14 protein-coding genes are annotated in these 17,714 nt (G+C 58.1%); 5 read left to right on the top strand and 9 right to left on the bottom strand.

Translation table 11 applies throughout. The features are described 5' to 3' along the window. Positions 1–4 precede the first annotated feature (4 nt). The 6 genes from IEQ42_RS04090 to IEQ42_RS04065 all read right to left on the bottom strand — a co-directional run bounded on the left by IEQ42_RS04090 (position 5) and on the right by IEQ42_RS04065 (position 9,699). Positions 5–1,015 carry an ABC transporter permease subunit gene (locus IEQ42_RS04090; protein ID WP_042557626.1) on the bottom strand — a complete coding sequence of 337 codons (1,011 nt, stop codon included), beginning with the start codon at positions 1,013–1,015 and terminating at the stop codon, positions 5–7. A 73-nt stretch (positions 1,016–1,088) separates the two neighbouring features. Next, the gene (locus tag IEQ42_RS04085) at positions 1,089–2,684 is read right to left on the bottom strand and encodes an ABC transporter substrate-binding protein (protein WP_210702630.1); all 1,596 of its coding nucleotides are present in this window, start codon (positions 2,682–2,684) and stop codon (positions 1,089–1,091) included. Between the two features lie 78 nt (positions 2,685–2,762). Further along, positions 2,763–4,139, bottom strand: coding sequence for an OprD family porin (locus tag IEQ42_RS04080; protein WP_210702629.1), 1,377 nt, complete (start codon positions 4,137–4,139; stop codon positions 2,763–2,765). 175 nt (positions 4,140–4,314) lie between these two features. Then, on the bottom strand, positions 4,315–5,913 hold the full coding sequence (locus IEQ42_RS04075) for an ABC transporter substrate-binding protein (protein ID WP_210702628.1): 1,599 nt from the start codon (positions 5,911–5,913) through the stop codon (positions 4,315–4,317). Positions 5,914–6,212: 299 nt separating this feature from the next. Continuing rightward, entirely contained in the window at positions 6,213–7,838 is a 1,626-nt protein-coding gene (locus tag IEQ42_RS04070; RefSeq protein WP_210702627.1) for an ABC transporter substrate-binding protein, read from the bottom strand. A 259-nt stretch (positions 7,839–8,097) separates the two neighbouring features. Next, positions 8,098–9,699: an ABC transporter substrate-binding protein gene (locus tag IEQ42_RS04065; protein ID WP_210702626.1), complete on the bottom strand. Its 1,602-nt coding sequence runs from the start codon at positions 9,697–9,699 to the stop codon at positions 8,098–8,100. Positions 9,700–10,606: 907 nt separating this feature from the next. On the opposite strand from IEQ42_RS04065, the gene IEQ42_RS04060 reads away from it, so the two are divergent. Further along, positions 10,607–10,963: a DUF6124 family protein gene (locus IEQ42_RS04060; RefSeq protein ID WP_210702625.1), complete on the top strand. Its 357-nt coding sequence runs from the start codon at positions 10,607–10,609 to the stop codon at positions 10,961–10,963. A gap of 188 nt (positions 10,964–11,151) precedes the next feature. Here the strand turns inward: IEQ42_RS04060 and IEQ42_RS04055 are convergent, their stop codons facing one another. After that, a complete protein-coding gene (locus tag IEQ42_RS04055) occupies positions 11,152–11,868 on the bottom strand; it encodes an SIMPL domain-containing protein (protein WP_210702624.1) in 717 nt (238 codons plus the stop codon). 236 nt (positions 11,869–12,104) lie between these two features. Here IEQ42_RS04055 and IEQ42_RS04050 point away from each other — a divergent pair, with 236 nt between their 5' ends. The 4 genes from IEQ42_RS04050 (at position 12,105) to IEQ42_RS04035 (ending at position 16,679) form a co-directional block, all read left to right on the top strand. Next, a complete protein-coding gene (locus IEQ42_RS04050; RefSeq protein WP_115147468.1) occupies positions 12,105–13,367 on the top strand; it encodes an ATP-binding protein in 1,263 nt (420 codons plus the stop codon). Continuing rightward, the gene (locus IEQ42_RS04045; RefSeq protein WP_042557635.1) at positions 13,360–13,920 is read left to right on the top strand and encodes a response regulator transcription factor; all 561 of its coding nucleotides are present in this window, start codon (positions 13,360–13,362) and stop codon (positions 13,918–13,920) included. The genes IEQ42_RS04050 and IEQ42_RS04045 overlap by 8 nt, the downstream gene beginning before the upstream one ends. 96 nt (positions 13,921–14,016) lie before the next feature. Beyond that, a complete protein-coding gene (locus IEQ42_RS04040) occupies positions 14,017–15,744 on the top strand; it encodes an ABC transporter ATP-binding protein/permease (protein WP_210702623.1) in 1,728 nt (575 codons plus the stop codon). Positions 15,745–15,932: 188 nt separating this feature from the next. Beyond that, on the top strand, positions 15,933–16,679 hold the full coding sequence (locus IEQ42_RS04035) for a FadR/GntR family transcriptional regulator (protein ID WP_047299761.1): 747 nt from the start codon (positions 15,933–15,935) through the stop codon (positions 16,677–16,679). Positions 16,680–16,686: 7 nt separating this feature from the next. On the opposite strand, the gene IEQ42_RS04030 is transcribed toward IEQ42_RS04035, so the two are convergent. Then, the gene (locus IEQ42_RS04030) at positions 16,687–17,034 is read right to left on the bottom strand and encodes a hypothetical protein (protein WP_210702622.1); all 348 of its coding nucleotides are present in this window, start codon (positions 17,032–17,034) and stop codon (positions 16,687–16,689) included. Positions 17,035–17,055: 21 nt separating this feature from the next. Continuing rightward, a complete protein-coding gene (locus tag IEQ42_RS04025) occupies positions 17,056–17,592 on the bottom strand; it encodes a hypothetical protein (RefSeq protein WP_228731926.1) in 537 nt (178 codons plus the stop codon). Between the last annotated feature and the right edge of the window lie 122 nt (positions 17,593–17,714).

Raw genomic sequence — 17,714 nt, 5'->3', positions numbered from 1 at the left:
GATCTCAGCGCTGATGACGGATGCGTGGGTTGGCAAAGCCGTAGAGGATGTCCACCACGAAGTTGACCAGAATCACCAGGCAGGCGATTAACAGGATGCCGTTTTGCACGACCGGATAGTCCCGGGCGCCGATGGCTTCGATCAGCCATTTGCCAATGCCGGGCCAGGAGAAAATGGTTTCGGTCAGGACCGCACCGGCCAGCAGAGTACCGACCTGCAGACCAACAACCGTCAGCACCGGGATCAGTGCGTTGCGCAGACCGTGGACGAATACCACACGCGATGGCGACAGGCCTTTGGCCTTGGCGGTACGGATGTAGTCTTCGCGCAGTACTTCGAGCATCGACGAACGGGTCATCCGCGCGATAACGGCCAGCGGGATGGTGCCGAGCACGATGGCCGGCAGGATCAGGTGATGCAGGGCATCGAGGAATGCGCCCATGTCATCGGCCAGCAGCGTATCGATCAGCATGAAACCGGTGCGTGGCTCGATGTCGTAGAGCAGGTCGATCCGCCCGGATACCGGCGTCCAGCCCAGGCTTACCGAGAAGAACATGATCAGGATCAGACCCCACCAGAAGATCGGCATCGAATAACCCGCGAGGGAGATGCCCATCACCCCATGGTCGAATAATGATCCTCGCTTGAGTGCCGCGATCACCCCGGCCAGAAGGCCCAGAATGCCGGCGAACAGCAGGGCGGCCATGGACAGTTCCAGGGTCGCCGGGAAGAGAGAGGTGAACTCGGTCCATACGCTCTCACGGGTGCGCAGGGATTCGCCGAGATCGCCTTGGGCCAGTTTGCCGATGTAGTCCAGATACTGGGCATACAACGGTTTGTTCAGACCTAGGCGTTCCATTGCCTGAGCGTGCATTTCGGGGTCGACCCGACGTTCGCCCATCATCACTTCCACGGGGTCGCCAGGAATCATGCGAATCAACGCGAAAGTCAGCAGGGTGATGCCGAAAAACGTGGGGATCAACAACCCCAGTCGGCGGGCAATAAAACTAAACATCTTGTGTGGTACCTCATCAGCCGGTTAGGCGTGCCCGGCTTCCCTGGGATCAGGGAGGCCGGGAGTTTCTTATCTACTTCACCTGGGTGGTGGCGAAGTTATTAGTTGTCAGGGGGCTGATGTGATAGCCCTCTACGTTGTTGCGCATTGCAGTAAACATCCGCGTGTGGGCCATGCTGATCCACGGTTGATCCTGATTAAACAGCACTTGTGCCTGTTCGTAGAGCTTCGCGCGTTCGGCCGGATCTACTTTAGCCCGTGCTTCGTCGATCAGTGCCTGGAATTTCTCGTTGCACCAGCGCGCGTAGTTTTCGCCGTTCTTGGCGGCTTCGCAACTGAGCATAGGCGTCAGGAAGTTATCCGGGTCGCCGTTGTCGCCCGCCCAGCCGGCCGAGACCATGTCGTGCTCGCCGGCCTTGGCGCGTTTAAGCATTTCGCCCCATTCCATGACGCGGATGTCGATCTTGATCCCGACTTTCGCCAGGTCAGCCTGCATCATCTGCGCGCCCAGCATCGGGTTCGGGTTGGTCGGGCCGCCGCCGTTGCGGGTAAACAGGGTAAACACGGTGCCTTCCGGAACCCCGGCTTCCTTGAGCAGGGCGCGAGCCTTGTCGAGGTCACGTGGCGGGTTTTTCAGCTCGGTGTTGTAGCCGAGCAGGGTGTCCGGGTACGGGTTGACCGCGACGGTCGCGTTGCCCTTGCCGAACAGCGCATTGACGTAAGCGGCTTTGTCGAAGGCGATGTCGATCGCCTTACGCACGCGCACATCGCTCATGTATTTGTGCTGGGTGTTCATGGCGATGTACGAAACGGTCATCGCGTTCAGTTCATCAACTTTCAGGTTGCTGTCTTTCTTGATGCTCGGGATGTCATCAGGTTTGGGATACAGCGCGATCTGGCACTCGTTGGCTTTGAGCTTTTGCAGGCGCACGTTGTTGTCGGTGGCGATTGCCAGGATCAACGCGTCGGCCGGCGGCTTGCCACGGAAATATTCCGGGTTGGCCTTGAAGCGAACCTGCGCATCCTTGGCGTAGCGCTGGAAGATGAACGGGCCGGTGCCGACAGGCTTGTTGTTGAGGTCGCCGGTCTTGTTGGCCTTGAGCAACTGATCGGCGTACTCGGCGGAGTAGATCGCGGTGAACGGCATGGCCACGTCGGCCAGGAACGGTGCTTCGCGGCGGGTCAGGGTGAACTTGACGGTGTAGTCGTCGACCTTTTCCACGTTCTTGAGCAGTTCCTTGAAGCCCATGCTTTCAAAGTACGGGAAGCCCACGCTCGACAGTTTGTGCCAAGGGTGATTCGGGTCCAGCTGACGCTGGAAGCTCCAAAGCACATCGTCGGCATTCATGTCACGGGTCGGCTTGAAGTATTCGGTGGTGTGGAACTTGACGCCTTTGCGCAGGTGGAACGTGTACGTCAGACCGTCATCGCTGATTTCCCAGGAGTCGGCCAGTGCCGGGACCAATTCGGTGGTGCCAGGCTTGAAGTCGACCAGACGGTTGAAGATCGTTTCGGCCACCGCATCGGCAGTGACTGCAGTTGTGTACTGGACCATGTCGAAGCCTTCCGGACTGGCTTCGGTGCAGACCACCAAGGGTTTGGCCGAGACGCCGATGGCGGCGCTCAACAACGCGGCAGCGACGGCCGCACGTAGGGGAAGCATTTTCATCGATAACCCTCTGCAATCGGTTGAAGACAAAAAACCGAACGGCCGACTCATCATGAGTCAGCCGTCGGTTGGCGTTTTTTACAGGATGTTGAATGGAATCGTGGTCACGAGACGGAACTCGTTGATGCTGCCGTCAGACTGGTTTTCACTGGCGCGGTGGGTGGTATAGGTCGCGCGAATAGTGGTGGCCTTGAGCGGGCCGCTTTGCACGGCGTACGAGGAGCCGACGCCGTATTCGTAATGGTGTTCGCCGTCCATGTTGCGCACGTCGTAAGCGGTACCGACGTAGTGAGTACCGTCGATGCCCCAGCCGCGAGCGCTATAGGCGTTGAACTTCAGGCCAGGAATGCCGTACTCGGCCATGTTGATGCCGTAGGCGATCTGGAAGGACTTCTCGTTCGGTCCGTTGAAGTCCGACAGCAGGGAGTTGGCCAGGTAGATGCCGTTGGTTTCGTGCAGGTAGTCGAAGTACTCGTTACCGTTCACTTCCTGATACGAGAAGGTCAGGCTGTGCGCCTGGTGAGTCAGACCGAACGACAGCGAGTAGGTGTCGTTGTCGATCTGGCCCATCAACCTTTTGCCTTCGTCGACGGTCTTGTAGTAGTTCAGGCCGGTGGTCAGGCTCAGTACCGAGCTGTCGCCCAGTTCGTGAGTGGCGCCGAAGTAGTACTGGTTCCAGAAGTCTTCAGCCTGGGTTGCGTAGAGGCTGGTTTTCAGGCTCTTGAGCGGCTGGTAGTTCACGCCGGCAGTGTTGACGTGGTCGGTTTCAACACCGGTGTTGCTGTATTCGGTGCGGAATTTCGACAGGCTCTGCTCGGTACGTGGCGACACGCGGTCGAACGTGGCGAGGTCGAACGACAGGTTGTCGAATTCTTCACTGTGGATCGCCACACCTTCAAAGCTCGAAGGCAGCGGACGGTTGCCGATGACGTCGACGATCGGGCTGCTGAAGTTCATGCGGCCGGCGGTCAGGGTGGTGTTGGAGATACGCGCCTTGACGTTGGCCAGGCCGAGTTTGCTCCACTGATCTACAGCGTCGCCGTTGGAGTGGGCGAGGGTACGGTTGGAACCGCCCTTGATGTCCTCACGGCTGCGATCCAGTGCGATGGCGTTGTATGCCGCCACTTCGGTGCTGAAACCCACGGTGCCTTGGGTGAAGCCCGAGGTGTAGTTCAGGATGGTGCCCTGAACCCAGTTGATCCGGCGCGAGCCGGTCAGGGTTTCGCCATGACGCTCGTAGTTGAAGGTGCCGCCGCGCTTTTTCTCTTCGTTGGCGTACCAGTTACGGGTCGAACCCGACAGGCTTTGGCCATCGATGAAGCCTTTGGCTTCGGATTGGGCGCTGGTGCTGGCCAGTTGCGTCGGGATGAAGTCCTGACTAACGCTTTCAGCATGGGCTCCGGCGGTGATGCTGCTGATGGCCAGGGCCAGTATCGCGGTGCTGCTCAGTTTCATGGGTGAAGCTCCTTTACTTTCTTTTTATGCCGGCTTTTTTGGGTTGGCCGGTTATTGGTTTAGAACTCGTTCACACATCGCAAACGTTTGCAAAAAGCCCTATTGGCGAATTTAGGCAAAGCGCTTGCGTGAGGGGGTAGACAGTCCCCCTCAGCGTTGCGGCTAATCGGTTGGGTTAATCGATACTGACACCCGAGAACACGTTGCGGCCGAAAGGGCTCACCTTGAACCCTTCAACCCGCGTGCTTAGCGGCTGGTTGACCGTCGAGTGGGCGACAGGCGTGATCGGCACTTGCTGTTTAAGCAACTGCTGAGCCTGTTTATAGAGCACGGTGCGCTGGTCGCGATCGGTGACGACCTTGGCTTCCTTGATCAGCTTGTCGTAAGCCGGATTGCACCACATGGAGTAGTTGTTGCCGCCGATGGCGTCGCAGCTGTACAGCGTGCCGAGCCAGTTGTCCGGATCACCGTTGTCACCGGTCCAGCCGATCAGGCTGACGTCGTGCTCGCCATTCTTGGTGCGTTTGATGTACTCGCCCCATTCATAGCTGACGATTTTCACTTTCAGACCGATCTTGGCCCAGTCGGCCTGAAGCATTTCGGCCATCAGCTTGGCGTTCGGGTTGTACGGACGTTGAACCGGCATTGCCCACAGGGTGATCTCGGTGCCTTCCTTCACGCCGGCAGCCTTGAGCAGTTCTTTAGCTTTTTCCGGGTTGAAGGCGGCGTCCTTGATGGTGTCGTCGTAGGACCATTGCGTCGGTGGCATGGCGTTGACGGCCAGTTGGCCGGCGCCTTGATAAACAGCGTTGAGAATCCCTTGTTTATTCACCGCCATGTCCAGCGCCTGACGCACTTCGAGCTGGTCGAACGGTTTGTGGCGCACGTTATAGGCGATGTAGCCGAGGTTGAAACCTGGCTTGGAGATCAGTTGCAGCTTCGGGTCGGACTTCAGTGCTTCAACATCGGCCGGGCGCGGATGCAGGGTGATCTGGCATTCGCCGGCCTTGAGTTTTTGCACGCGCACCGAGGCGTCGGTGTTGATCGCGAAGATCAGGTTTTTCAGTTTTACCCGGCTCGGGTCCCAGTAGTGCGGGTTGCCGGTGTAGCGGATGTTCGAGTCTTTCTGATAGCTCTTGAACACGAACGGCCCGGTGCCGATCGGCTTCTGGTTGATGTCGCTCGGCTTGCCTTCGGCCATCAGCTTGTCGGCGTATTCGGCGGACAGGATGGCGGCGAAACTCATGGCGATGTTCTGGATGAACGCGGCGTCGACGCTGTTGAGCGTGAACTCCACGGTCAGCGGCCCGGTCTTTTCGACCTTGGCAATGTTCTTGTTCAGGCTCATCCCGTTGAAATACGGGAACTCGGTCGGATAAGCCTTACGGAATGGCTGTTGCGCATCAAGCATGCGATTAAACGTAAACAGCACGTCGTCGGCGTTGAAATCGCGGGTTGGTTTGAAGTAAGGCGTTGTATGAAATTTCACGCCTTCACGCAGGTGAAAGGTGTACTTGAGGCCGTCCTCGGAAATATCCCACTGGGTAGCCAAGCCCGGTACGACATTGGTCGCGCCTTTTTCGAACTCTACCAAGCGGTTGTACAGCGGCTCTGCAGCGTCGTTATCGGTGGCCGTCGTGTATTGCGCAGTATCAAAACCGGCCGGGCTGCCTTCGGAGCAAAACACCAGACTGTTGCTGGCGGCGTGGCTTGCAGACGTGGCGGCCAACAGGCCGGCGCCCAGCAGTGCGGAAAAAACCAAGGTATGGCGCATGACGCTCCCTCTTTATTAGTGTTGTTTCGATGCGCCGCGATCCCGTCCAGGGAGGTTGTGGCTGCATCAAGCTCAAACCAGTACGAACAGCAAAACCGTTAGCCCACGCAGTCACTGGTCAGAACCCGACGGTAGGAGCCGTGGGTCTGGCAGTAAATGCGTTGAGTCCTAAAGACTCGTAGGAAAAGGCAACACGCCCTGTATCTCCCTGACAAAGCAGAGTTGAAACAGCTGTAGGCAAATTCCTAACTAATCGGCAGAAAAACAGCGGCGACGCTGAAAACGTCGCCGCTGCTTTTTTACTTGCTGACGCTGACGCCGTAGAAGGAGTTCAGGCCGAATGGGCTGATCTTGAAGTCCTGCACGTTGGCGCGCATGGGTTGATACACCGTCGAGTGAGCGATAGGTGTCATTGGGACTGCATCTTTGAGGACGTGTTGCGCCTGTTTGTACAGTTCGGTGCGCTTGCCCTGGTCTGTAGTGCGCTTGGCTTCTTTGACGAGGCCATCAAATTTCTTGTCGCACCACTTGGAGAAGTTGTTGCCGCTAAGCGAGTCGCAACCAAACAACACGTTCAGCCAGTTGTCCGGATCACCATTGTCACCGCTCCAGCCAATGATCATGGCCTGGTTCTCACCACCTTTGGAACGCTTGATGTACTCGCCCCATTCGTAGCTGGTGATCTTCACTTTCAAGCCGATCTTGGCCCAGTCGGACTGGAGCATTTCAGCCATCAGCTTGGCGTTCGGGTTGTACGGACGCTGAACCGGCATCGCCCACAGGACGATTTCGGTACCTTCCTTGACGCCGGCTTCCTTGAGCAGCTGCTTGGCTTTCTCAGGGTCGTACTTGGCGTCCTTGATGGTGGTGTCGTAAGACCACTGGGTCGGCGGCATGGCGTTGACGGCCAGTTGGCCCGCACCCTGATAAACCGAATCGATGATCTGCGGCTTGTTGACGGCCATGTCCAGGGCCTGACGAACGCGCAGGTCAGCCAGAGGGTTTTTCTCGTCGCTGCCTTTGACCTTGTCCATCACGTTGTAAGCGATGTAGCCCAGGTTGAAACCGGCCTGGTCAGGCATCTTCAGCGACTTGTCTTCTTTCAGCGCTTTCAGGTCGGCTGGACGTGGGAACAGGGTGATCTGGCACTCGTTCTTTTTCAGCTTCTGAATACGTACCGACGGGTCGGTGGTGATGGCGAAGATCAGGTTGTCGATCTTCACGTCTTCAGGCTTCCAGTAATCCTTGTTGCCGGTGTAACGGATGTTGGAATCTTTCTGGTAGCTCTTGAACACGAACGGACCAGTGCCGATCGGCTTCTGGTTGATGTCGGCAGGCTTGCCATCCTTGAGCAGCTGGGCTGCGTACTCGGCGGACTGCACCGAGGCGAAGCTCATGGCCATGTTCTGGATGAACGCGGCATCAACTTCCTTGAGGGTGAACTTGACGGTGTGGTCGTCGACTTTATCGATCTTGGTGATATTGGTGTCCATCCCCATGTCGGTGAAGTACGGGAATTCGGTCGGGTACGCCTTACGGAACGGGTCATCCTTGTTAATCATGCGATTAAAGGTGAACAGCACGTCGTCGGCGTTGAACTCACGGGTCGGCTTGAAGTACGGGGTGGTGTGGAACTTGACGCCTTCACGCAGGTGGAAGGTGTAAGTCAGGCCATCATCGGAAATGTCCCACTTGGTCGCCAGACCAGGAATCACGGCGGTGCCGCCGCGCTCGAACTGGGTCAGGCGGTTGAACATGGTTTCGGCAGAGGCGTCGAAGTCTGTTCCGGTGGTGTACTGGCCTGGATCAAAACCGGCCGGGCTCCCTTCGGAGCAGAACACCAGGTTAGTCGCAGCGGATGCGAAAGGTGCGGAGGCTAACAAGCCTGCGCCGACTAAAAACGGAATGACCGCGTGTTTAAGCATGTTGGCCTCATGATTTGTTGTCATTTTTTGATTTGAGGTACGACCTCGTGAGTCGTGCCTGCGGATACTTATGCAGGCGCCATACCCAATGCAAGATCCAGAGCGGTCGGCGGCCTCAAACGGTGGCACGAACGTACCTTAATGTCGCATCTGTGTAACTTCTGACGCATTTGACCGTTTGCGGATGGTTTTTACGGTGCAAATCAAGCCCCAAAACGGTGCATTGGTCACGTTGTGCGCTCCGCCTTGGGGCTTGGTGTTACTTATTTATACCCACTCCATAGAAAGGGGTTAGACCGAACGGGCTGATACGGAAGTTGGTGACTTCCTTGCGCAGCGGCTGGAACACCGTGGAGTTGGCAATCGGGGTAATCGGCACTTGTTGTTTAAGGATCAGTTGCGCCTGTTGATACAGTTGTACCCGTTGCGTTTTGTCGGTGGACACCTTGGCCTGCTGTACCAGTTTGTCGTAGGCCGGGTCGCACCATTTGGCGTAGTTGCTGCCCTTTACTGCCGCGCAGCTGTACAGCACGCCGAGCCAGTTGTCAGGGTCGCCGTTGTCACCGGTCCAGCCATAGATCATCGCGTCATGTTCACCATTTTTGGCGCGTTTGATGTATTCGCCCCATTCATAGCTGACGATGTTGGCCTTGATGCCGATCTTGTCCCAATCCTGCTGAATCATCTGCGCCGACATCCGCGCATTCGGGTTCGAGGCGCGCTGCACGGTCATTGCCCAGAGGTTGATGGTTGTACCCGGTGCAACCCCTGCTTCTTTCAGTAGCGCTCTGGCTTTTGCCGGGTCGTGCGGCGCGTCTTTTATGTTCGGGTCGAATGACCATTGCGCGGGTGGCAAGGCGTTCTGGGCCAACTGGCCGGCGCTTTGATAAACGGCTTTGATGATCGCCGGTTTATCGATGGCCATGTCCAGAGCCTGGCGCACCTTGAGCTGATCCAGCGGCGGGTGAGTGGTGTTGTAGGCGAGGAAACCGAGGTTGAAACCGGCCTGTTTCAGCACGCGCAGGTTCGGGTCTTTTTCCATCACTTCAATGTCGGCCGGGCGCGGGTAGCCGCTGACCTGGCATTCGCCGGTCTTGAGTTTCTGCAGGCGTACGGCGGCGTCCGGGGTGATCGAGAAGATCAGGTTGTCGATCTTCACATCCTCGGGTTTCCAGTAGGCCGTGTTAGCGGTGTAGCGGATTTGTGAATCCTTTTGATAGCGCTTGAACACGAACGGTCCGGTGCCGATCGGTTTCTGATTGAGGTCGGCGGCTTTGCCTTCCTTCAACAACTGAGCGGCGTATTCGGCCGATTGCACCGAGGCGAAACTCATGGCGAGGTTTTGTACGAACGCGGCGTCGACGTTGTTGAGGTTGAAGCGCACGGTTTGCCCGTCGAGTTTTTCGACCGATTTGATCGTGGTGTTCAGGCCCATGTCGGTGAAGTACGGGGATTCGGCGGGGTAGGCCTTGCGGAAAGCGTTTTGCGGGTCGAGCAGGCGCTGGAAGGTGAACAGGACGTCGTCGGCGTTGAAGTCGCGGGTGGGTTTGAAGTAGTCGGTGGTGTGGAATTTTACGTTTTGGCGCAGGTGGAAGGTGTATTGCAGGCCATCGTTGGAGATGTCCCATTTTGTTGCCAGGCCCGGTTCGATGTCGGTGCCGCCGCGCTGGAATTGGGTGAGGCGGTTGAAGACGGTTTCGGCGGAGGCGTCGAAGTCGGTGCCGCTGGTGTATTGGCTGGGGTCGAAGCCGGCGGGGCTGGCTTCGGAGCAATAAACGAGGGTTGTGGCAGCGTTGGCGATCGGGGCTATGGCTGTTAGGGCGAGGGAGATCAAGAGCGGTTTTAGGGTGGATCTTGGCATGGGGTCCCCGGGGAATCGGCGGTGGTAATCGTGGAAGAGTAGCTGGGGCGGGGGTGTTGGCGGAAATATCGTTTTTCCTGCTGAAGCGTCTATCTCGGCATATCTAGCACTTGTGTGTATATCCGTTGCTGCGGTAACGGCGGCCTAGGGTTCCGCCCTTACGGCGGGTCACTTTTGACAAACGCCTCAAAAGTAACCAAAAACGCTTGCTCCTACGTGCGGCCCGCTCGCTGGGACTCGGGGTTCCTTCGCTCCGGGATCGATCCGGGCGCAGCGTCTCCGGTTTGCTTCGCTGCACCTCCTTTCGCTGTGTTTGGCTTCGCCAAACGGTCGCTGCGCTCCCACCCCCGGATCAATCCCTCCACTCAGCCTTCCGACGTCGCCCGTGGATCAAGATCAAAAGCGGTACTCGAGCTTGCGCTCATTGTGTTGAGTGGTGCGGACTTCGCCGCGTGCGGGTTGTACTTGCTCCCTCTGTAGGAGCTGCCGCAGGCTGCGATCTTTTGATCTGGCTTTTGCTTTCTGTGGGAGCTGGCTTGCCAGCGATGAGGCCCACACAGTCACCCGATTACTTTGCTGTGTTTAGACGCGTGTGAAATCACCAGAACCTTCCCACAAGGTTTTCAGGTTGTCCGTCGGACGCTCGCTCTCTAGGCTTGGGTTGTCGCAGAAGACTCTGCGATCGGGAGGTGAGATTCCCGGTTATTGAATTTGGAAACCTGCGAAAGCCGCTCCATAATCGTCGCCAGTTCATGCTGTCGGCAGTTCTTTATGGCGGCTATGTACGGGCGGACTTCGGTTCGGCCGGGTTGGTTTCCTTACCGGTAATCTCACTCCGTACATAGTTGCCACCTCGTTTCTCGAGTGAGATCGGAAATGAATGGCGTCATTCGTAAGGAAATGCTCCATGGATAAATTGGTCCCCGACCCACCCCTCGAAACCCCACTCGAAGAAGCCCTGCGCGCCGAAGACCTCGCCCGAAACCGCGAAGCCATCAAACGCGCCCTCGATTTCTACCTCATCCCCGAAACCAGAAAACCGCGCCAACCCAGCACGATGTTCATGGTCTGTCCCAACGTCGACACCGAGAGCCTGCTCGCCCACGCCTGTGAATCACTGGCGTCCGCCAGCGCCGCAGCCAGCAACTTTGCCAACGAGTTGGGCGGCACGCATCGTAATACGGTGCTCGGTATTCAGCAGATCATCATGCTGGCCGAGCTGGCGGTGAGCCGGGCGCTGGATCGGGTTGATCCGCAGGCTTGAGACCGCGTTATCGTTCATCGCTGGCAAGCCAGCTCCCACAGGTTTTTGTGCTGATTTTGAAATCGACGCATGACCTTGTGGGAGCTGGCTTGCCAGCGATGGCGGCGGAGCATTCACCACAAATCCCAGGCACAAAAAAACCGGCGATCATTGTCTGATCGCCGGTTTTTCATTCAGCCCACATCACATCACTGCATCAGCACTTCAATCGAGCCATCAGCGGTCATGCTCACCTGGCTAGTACCTGCTTCAACCTCAGGCGTTACCGGTGCCGAATCCATGCCGGCGGCTTTCATCATCATCGGCGCGCGCATGTACGGTTGTGGGTAACCGTTAGCGTTGAGGTTCAGGTTGACGATTTTGTAGCCCTTGCCGCCGAGGGCGTCGGTGGCCAGTTGCGCACGGGCCTTGAAGGCGCTGACGGCTTCTTTGAGCAGCGCGTCTTCGCTGGATTTGCGGGTCGGGTTGGCGATGGCGAAGTCCATGCCACCCATTTTCAGTTCGCCCAGCAGTTCGCCGGTGAGTTTGGACAGGGCGGCGAAGTCGGCGCTTTCCAGGCGCAGTTCGGCGCGTTCACGCCAGCCGGTGATTTTCTGGCCCTTGGTGTCGTAGATCGGGTAGCTGTTGCGGCTGCCCTGGCGCAGGGTGATGTCTTTGACTTGCTTGGCCTGGGCCAGCGCCTTGTTCATGGTGGTGCTGACGTCGGCGGCGAGTTTGGCCGGGTCGGTGTTTTGTTCTTCGGTGTAGAGGGTCACGATCATCAGGTCGCGGGCGACTTCCTGGCTGACTTCGGCGCGCAGGGAAATCTGGTTGTAGTGCAACTCATCGGCGGCCAGGGCTGGAAGGCTGGCGACGCTGCCGACGGTCAGGGCGAGGAGGGCGGCGCTGCGGCGAAATGTATGCATGAAAGCTCCTTGATGGGGGCGCAGGTGTTGGTTCGGGCCTGCGTGAAACCATCAGACTCCAGAAAGCAGCTTCAAGTTGCAAGCCTCAAGCTGCCAAGCCAAACGCTTTCACTTGTAGCTTGCGGCTCGAAACTGGCAGCTTGTCCGGTGTGGTCGTTTGCCGCACTTTCGCCTCTGGAGGCCGCGGCTTGGTTATACTCCGTGCGATCCGCCTGGAGTGCTCATCAGGAGAGCTCATGCTCGCCCCCGTACAATTGACTTCCGCCACTCGCCAGAACCTCTGGCGGCTGACTTTCATCCGCACGCTGGTGCTCGCCGCGCAGGCCGGTTCCGTAGGTCTGGCCTATTGGCTGGAGCTGTTGCCGTTGCCGTGGGTGCAACTGGCGATGACCCTCGGCTGCTCGATATTGCTGTGCGCGTTCACCGCCGTGCGCTTGCGTACTTCATGGCCGGTGACCGAGCTGGAATACGCCCTGCAACTGGCCTGTGATCTGGTTATCCACAGCGCGCTGCTGTATTTCTCCGGCGGTTCCACGAACCCGTTCGTTTCCTATTATCTGGTGCCGCTGACCATTGCTGCGGTGACGCTGCCATGGCGCTATTCGGTGATCCTGTCCGGCATCGCGCTGGCCTTGTACACCGTGATGCTGACGCGGTTCTACCCGCTGGAAACCCTGCCGGTCGCCCGCGAAAACCTGCAGATCTACGGCATGTGGCTGAGCTTCGCCCTCGCGGCGGCGGTGATCACTTTCTTCGCTGCGCGCATGGCTGAAGAGTTGCGTCGTCAGGAAGAGCTGCGGGCGATTCGCCGCGAAGAGGGCCTGCGCGATCAGCAGTTGCTCGCCGTCGCCACGCAAGCTGCCGGTGCCGCCCATGAACTGGGCACGCCGCTGGCGACCATGAGCGTGTTGCTCAAGGAGATGCAGCAGGATCATCCCGACCCGCTGCTGCAGGACGACCTGAAAGTGCTGCAGGATCAGGTCAAGTTGTGCAAGGAGACCTTGCAGCAACTGGTGCGGGCCGCCGAAGCGAACCGTCGTCTGGCGGTGGAGATGCAGGACGTCACCCTCTGGCTCGACGAAGCGCTGAACCGCTGGCACCTGATGCGTCCGGAAGCCAGTTATCGCTTCCACTGTCTCGGTCAGGGCACGGTGCCGCGCATGGCGCCGCCGCCGGATCTGACCCAGGCCCTGTTGAATCTGCTCAACAACGCCGCCGATGCCTGCCCGGAAAACCTCAAAGTGACGCTGGACTGGGACACGGAAAACCTGACCATCAGCATTCGCGATCACGGCGCCGGTGTGCCGCTGGCCATCGCCGAGCAAATCGGCAAACCATTTTTTACCACGAAGGGCAAAGGTTTCGGCCTGGGCCTGTTTTTGAGCAAGGCCAGCGTGACACGCGCCGGCGGCTCAGTGAAACTCTATAGTCATGAGGAAGGCGGCACGCTCACCGAGCTGCGCCTGCCCCACGGCGCCCGAGGAGACCAACATGAGTGACGAAATCCAAGTCGAAGGCGAAGAACTGCCGCATTTGCTGCTGGTCGACGATGACGCGACCTTCACCCGAGTGATGGCCCGTGCCATGGCCCGCCGCGGTTTTCGCGTCAGCACCGCAGGTTCTGCCGAAGAAGGCATTACCATCGCGCAGGCCGATATCCCGGACTACGCCGCGCTCGACCTGAAAATGGACGGCGATTCCGGTCTGGTGCTGCTGCCCAAGCTGCTGGAACTGGACCCGGAAATGCGCGTGGTGATCCTTACCGGTTACTCGAGCATTGCCACCGCTGTCGAGGCGATCAAGCGCGGCGCCTGCAACTACCTGTGCAAACCGGCCGACGCCGACGATGTCCTGGCCGCGCTGCTCTCCGAGCACGCCGACCTCGACAGCCTGGTGCCGGAAAACCCGATGTCGGTCGACCGCCTGCAGTGGGAGCACATCCAGCGCGTGCTCACCGAACACGAAGGCAACATCTCCGCCACTGCCCGCGCCTTGGGCATGCACCGCCGCACCCTGCAGCGCAAACTGCAGAAGCGCCCGGTTCGTCGCTGAACCAGCGCTGAACGACCATCGCCAGCCCTCGCGATAAAACGCGCCGATCATCTATGATCGGTGCGTGTCTGTTCTTATCTATATCGAGCCTTATCCATGAATCAGAACGCTGAATACTCCGCGGTCAACGATGCTGTGCACGGGCAGTTTTTTCGCAAAGTATGGGCGATCATCACGCCTTATTGGCGCAGTGAAGAGAAGGTCCAGGCCTGGACGCTGCTGATTGCGGTGATAGTGCTCTCGCTGCTCAGCGTGGGCATCTCGGTGTGGTTTAACACCTGGTACAAGGACTTTTACAACGCGTTGCAAAAGAAGGACGAGGCGGCGTTCTGGCGGCTGATTCTGTATTTCTGTGCGATAGCGGCGGTGGCGATTGTCGGAGCGGTGTACCGGCTTTACTTGACCCAGATGCTGACGATTCGCTGGCGGGCCTGGCTCACTGAAAAGCATTTCTCGCGTTGGCTCGCCGACAAGAACTACTACCAACTGGAGCAGGGCGGTTATACCGATAACCCGGACCAGCGCATTTCCGAAGACCTCAATAACTTCACCTCCAACACCCTTGAACTGGGTATCGGGCTGCTGCGCAATATCGTCAGCCTGGTGTCGTTCTCGATCATTTTGTGGGGGGTGTCCGGCAGCATCGAAGTTTTTGGCATCACCATTCCCGGCTATATGTTCTGGTGCGTGCTGGTTTACGCCGTGGTCGGTAGCTGGCTGACGCATTTGATCGGTCGTCGTTTGATCGGCCTGAACAACCAGCAACAACGCTTCGAAGCCGACCTGCGCTTTTCCATGGTGCGGATTCGCGAGAACGCCGAAAGCATTGCGTTGTACAACGGCGAACCGAACGAAAATCGTCGGTTGAGCGCTCGCTTCGGGAATGTTTGGCACAACTTCTGGGACATCATGAAAGTGTCCAAGCGCCTGACGTTCTTCACCGCCGGTTACAGTCAGGCGGCCATCATCTTCCCGTTCATCGTGGCCTCGCCGCGTTATCTCTCCGGCAAGATCGAACTCGGTGAGCTGATGCAGATCAGCTCGGCATTCGGCAACGTTCAGGAGAGTTTCAGCTGGTTCATCAGTGCGTACCAGAGCCTCGCTTCCTGGCGCGCCACTTGTGATCGTCTGCTGAGTTTCCGTCAAGCCATGACCGACAATGAACAACGTGCGCCGGCCATTGATGTGCAGAATCAGGGCAGTGAATTGAAAGTCCACAACCTGGGGCTCGATCTGGCCGACGGTCGTCACTTGCTGACCAACGCCGACATGACCGTTGAACCGGGTGATCGCGTGATGCTCAGCGGCCGTTCCGGCAGCGGCAAGTCGACGTTGCTGCGGGCGATGGGGCACTTGTGGCCAGCGGGGCACGGCAGCATTCGCCTGCCGGCGGCGCGTTATCTGTTCCTGCCACAAAAACCGTACCTGCCGATCGGCACCCTGCGCGAGGCCTTGAGTTACCCACAGGCGGGTGACACCTATTCAGCAGAACGTTACGCGCAAGTGCTGGAAACCTGCCGCTTGCCGCATCTGGTCGCGCGTCTGGATGAAGCCAATCACTGGCAGCGGATGCTTTCGCCCGGTGAACAGCAGCGCCTGGCCTTCGCCCGCGCGATGCTTTATGCACCGCACTGGCTGTACATGGATGAAGCGACTTCGGCGATGGACGAGGAAGACGAAGCCACGCTTTATCAGGCGCTGATCGATCAGTTGCCGGGCTTGAGCATTGTCAGTGTTGGCCACCGCAGCAGCCTCAAGCGGTTCCACCCGCGGCATGTGCGAATCGACAGCGGCCATTTGGTTGAGCAAACAGTAACTGCTTGATCGCCACACAATCCCTGTGGGAGCTGGCTTGCCAGCGATGAGGGCCGAGCAGTCAGTGTAGAGCGGACTGATCTGACGCCATCGCTGGCAAGCCAGCTCCCACAGGGGACAACTATGAAGGAAAGTGATCGTACAACCCGCTTGAGCTATGATGCCCACTAGCCGAACTTTCGAGACAACATGCAACCATGGAAAACCTGATCGACACCCCGCGCTTCCCACGCAAGCGCCGCAGCCTGGCTCAGGAATTGGTGACGGTGCTCAGCGAGCAAATCCGTGACGGCCTGCTCAAGCGTGGCGATAAATTGCCTACCGAGTCGGCGATCATGGAAGCCCATGGCGTCAGCCGCACCGTGGTGCGCGAGGCGATTTCCCGGTTGCAGGCCGCAGGCCAGGTAGAAACCCGCCATGGCATCGGCACTTTTGTGCTCGACACACCGAGCCCGAGTGGTTTCCGGATCGATCCGGCCACCGTCGTCACCCTGCGTGACGTGTTGGCCATTCTTGAATTACGCATCAGCCTCGAGGTGGAATCCGCCGGGCTTGCTGCGCAACGTCGCAGCCCCGAGCAACTGGCGACCATGCGCGCTGCGCTCGATGCGCTGAACGACAGCGTTTCCCACGCCAGTGACGCCGTCGCCTCGGACTTCGCGTTCCATCTGGAAATCGCCCTGTCCACAGGCAACCGCTATTTCACCGACATCATGACTCACCTGGGTACCAGCATCATTCCGCGCACGCGGCTGAATTCCGCACGTCTGGCCCATGATGATCAGCAGCATTACATGAGTCGCTTGAGTCGTGAGCACGAAGAAATCTACGAGGCTATCGCCCGTCAGGATTCCGATGCAGCGCGTGCGGCCATGCGTCTGCACCTGACCAACAGCCGCGAAAGACTGCGCCAGGCCCATGAAGAAGCGCAGGCGCAAGGGTGATTGACGGCTATTTTACGAGCCGGATCTTCGTAACTGGGGACTCCCCTAGATCCTGTGTTCCATTCTTCATGGAGTATTGAAGGGTGGAGCCGGCTTCTGATTGCATATTTTTTGTAAAGGTGTCTGCGGGAATATCGAATACCATTACCGACGGTGCTGAATCCACGCTTTTTGTTTCACTCCAATGGTTACCGGTAGTCGTCCATACCTTAAAAGTGATCTCGTCTCCCATACTGGCGTTTGAACCAATCACCACTTGCCCGTGGGCATGTTCTTTGAGTTGGTCGACGTAAAGTACGCCTTCTACGGCCTCTTGGAGAAAAGGAGGTTGTAGCGCTTTTTCTTGTGCAGTCATGATCAAATCCTTTTATCTGTTTCAAACCCTTGAATGAGCGCATTGAATGCATGCGCCTTGGAGCCGGGTCGTTCGCTCCCTGGCAATTAGGGCAGGGATCAAACGTGGCTCGCACCTGTAAGAAATACCAGTTCCGACGAACGGTATTCGCTTTGAAAGGGCGCTCCGGACCTTCAAGCGCGTCCTGAATCTGGGCTCGATTTGTAACGTCAGCGGCTCAGAGAAAGGCTCGATGCTGGACTCGTCCTGAAACTTGTAGCGCAGTTCAATTTCCCTGTGCAGGTACGGTATTAGCGCTTCTTTCGGAATGTGCAGTCCCGTCAGTTTTTCCATCTCGTCCTCGGCGTCTTCCCAGGTGCCAGTGTTGACTTCTTCGCTCGCCCATTCGGGCTCCTCGGGGTCATCGCCCAGAATCGCGTAGACGCTCCAATTCGCCGCGAAATCGCTGGAATCGGGCACTTGCACGATCAGTTCGTCGCTTAATGCCGACAGGTTCACGGTTGCCGTTTCAGGCGAATGAGGCAGAAATTGCGGGAGTTCGGGTGGGGCAAAATCCATCGGGGCGCTCTCCATGCGAGGTTTGCCGTGATCCATTCACGGCGGGTTGGCACGGTACGAAAATCCCGCCTGTCTCGTTTTAAACCGTCTATTTCCATTCATTGCAAAGCCACCTGTAGGAG

Source organism: Pseudomonas iridis (genome assembly GCF_017980685.1).
Lineage (GTDB): Bacteria > Pseudomonadota > Gammaproteobacteria > Pseudomonadales > Pseudomonadaceae > Aquipseudomonas > Aquipseudomonas iridis.
This window is presented reverse-complemented; position numbering and strand designations above follow the sequence as displayed.